Raw genomic sequence first — 2,257 nt, 5'->3', positions numbered from 1 at the left:
GCCGGGCGCGGCGTGCCGGGACTGAAGGCGGCGAAGGGGTCGTCCGGCATGGCCGACGTGGAGGGCGGCGGCGACGGCGCCGCGGCAGGCGCCGCCGGAACGAAGACGGCGAAGGGATCATCGTCCAGCGGCGCCGGTTGCGCCGCCGTGGCGGGAGGCTGCGCTGGGGCGGCGCCAGCGCCGAAGAGGCCGAGCGGGTCCATCTGCACCGCCACGTTGGGCAGCGTGGCGTTGCCGGGGTGGGCGGTCTCCCGGATCACTTCGACGCGCAGCGTGTACTCGGCGATGGTGATCTCGTCGCCATCGCGCAGGGTGGCGCTGTTGCCCTTGCCCAGCGGCCGACCGTTGAGCTGGGTGGGGTTGCCGCCGTGGTCGATGAGCATGAAGCGGGTGCCGTCGAACTGCACCTGGGCCTGCATGCGCGAAATGTGGCGGTTGGGATCGGGCAGGACCAGCGCGTTGCTGTCTTCGCGGCCTATGGTGCCGCCGCGCTCGTCGAATTCCTGGGCGAGGGAGTTGGCCGGCGCGTAGCCGTTCACCTTGATGACCGTGATGCGTAACACCTTGCGTTCTCCGTGGGGGTCAGATGACCGGGGGCGGCGCCATCAGGCGGACCCCGGCGAGTGCGGCGCGCAGGCCGAAGTCCCAGCGCGCGGCAAGATCGATGGCCGCCTGGGCGGCGGTGGATAGGGTGGCGGAGACTTCATGGCCGCGGTTCCAGCGCCTGCCGGCGCGCCACTGTTCGCCATGCTGTGCCCAGCGTTGCTGGGCGCGCCGGGCGTCGCCCAGATGGACGTCGGCGGCGAACTCGCGCTCGAAGTCGTCGGCGTCGGAGGACACCGGCAGGGTCCTGCGCTCGCCCTCCACGTCGCAGCCGGTGATGCGGGTGAAGGCGGTGCCGGCCGCCGAGCTGAGCAGGGGATCGTCGGCCGCCATCGCGGCGATCAGCATCTCGATGTCTTCGGGGTGGCCGCAGCGTGCGGCGAGTTTGCAGCGCTGGACGGCGTCCAGTGCCGGCTGTGGCGGTGCGCTTGCCTGCGTGGCGCCTTCCGCGGTGGCGGCCCACAGGCCGAGGGCATGGAGGTCGCCGTCCTCGGCAAGCTTGTGAATGGCCTTGGCGGCCCAGGCTTCGCCGCGCCAGCAGGCGGCGGTGAGCGCGGCGGCGCGCAGTTCGCCATCCGCCGCCTGCAGCGCTTCGCGGTAGGGCAGGGCGGCGCTGGCCGGGTCCAGCACCGTCAGCGCTCGCCAGGCCAGTGCGGCGTCGGCTGAATTCTCGGTGCTCAGGAGCCGTATCAATGCAGGATCGCTGGCGGCGAGGCGGCGCTGGGCGGCGAGGGCCGCCGCGGCGGCGGCGGCGTGGGCGCTGTCGCCCTGGGCGAGGTTGTGCGCCAGTGCGTCCTGGGTGTGCGTCTGCGGGCTGGCGCCGAAGGCGTCGCGCAAGCCGGCCAGCCGCGGCCCTTGGGCGCAGCCAAAGGTGGCCAGGACCTGGTGGGCGAAGGCAGGGTCGCCGTGGCGGAGCAGGGCGCAGGCGGCGGCGAAGACTTCGTCCCTGTCGTCCGCCTGCAGCCATTCGCCGAGCAGCGCGGGCAGGTCCGCTCCCGCGATCAGCATGCCTTGCAGGTGCGCTTCTATGCGCTCCTGCAACTCCTGCAGGTTGCGTAGCTGCAACGTTTCGGAGTGCAGGCTGGCGCGGCGCCGGCCCCACAGGTAGGCGGCTTCCTCGGCGTGGGTGAGAACCAACTCCGGCAGGTAGTGCCGTTGCCTGCGCAGGGGCGCGATGGCGACCATGGCTTCAGTTGATGGCGACTGCGCCGGCGCGGATGCGCTGGGTGCCGCGGGCGCGCAGCAGCACGTCTTCGCCGCGCAGCATCAGCTTGCCGTCGGTGGCGCGCAGGTCGATGGCGACGTCGCCGCACTTCAGCGTCAGCGCCTCGGTGGCTTCCAGTACCAGGCGGGCCTGTGGCTGCGGTGTGCGGTAAGGGCCGACGCGACCGAGGACCACGGCCGGGCCGGCGGTGCCCGCCGGCAGTACCAGCAGGCTGTCGCCCACTTCCAGTGGTTTGCCTTCCAGGCACAGGCAGCGCCAGGGTGCGCCGGCCACGCTGACCAGCAGCCAGCCGTCTTCCTCGACGGCGAGCAGTTGTCCGCGCACCGGGCCGGCGGCCGGTTCCGCGGTGGCGGTGGCGATGGAGTGGTTATCGGCCGGCTGGCTAGCGCGCTTGCTCATCTTGGGGGTTCTCGGGGCGGGCTTGAAAGG

Annotated in this window: 3 protein-coding genes; all 3 read right to left on the bottom strand. The window is 72.6% G+C overall.

All coding sequences use genetic code 11. The features are described from left to right. Nucleotides 1-563 (bottom strand): FHA domain-containing protein (locus tag GRF61_RS23865; RefSeq protein WP_169153108.1); only part of this gene is annotated, 563 nt, incomplete at its 3' end. Between the two features lie 19 nt (nucleotides 564-582). Continuing rightward, nucleotides 583-1,788, bottom strand: a complete 1,206-nt coding sequence (locus tag GRF61_RS23860; protein ID WP_169153107.1) for a hypothetical protein — start codon at nucleotides 1,786-1,788, stop codon at nucleotides 583-585. Between the two features lie 4 nt (nucleotides 1,789-1,792). Further along, the gene (locus tag GRF61_RS23855) at nucleotides 1,793-2,227 is read right to left on the bottom strand and encodes a hypothetical protein (RefSeq protein ID WP_169153106.1); all 435 of its coding nucleotides are present in this window, start codon (nucleotides 2,225-2,227) and stop codon (nucleotides 1,793-1,795) included. Nucleotides 2,228-2,257: the final 30 nt, after the last annotated feature.

The organism is Azoarcus sp. TTM-91, assembly GCF_012911025.1.
Classification (GTDB): domain Bacteria; phylum Pseudomonadota; class Gammaproteobacteria; order Burkholderiales; family Rhodocyclaceae; genus Azoarcus.
The sequence above is the reverse complement of the archived record's forward strand: the minus strand, read 5'-3'. Positions and strand labels throughout refer to the sequence as shown.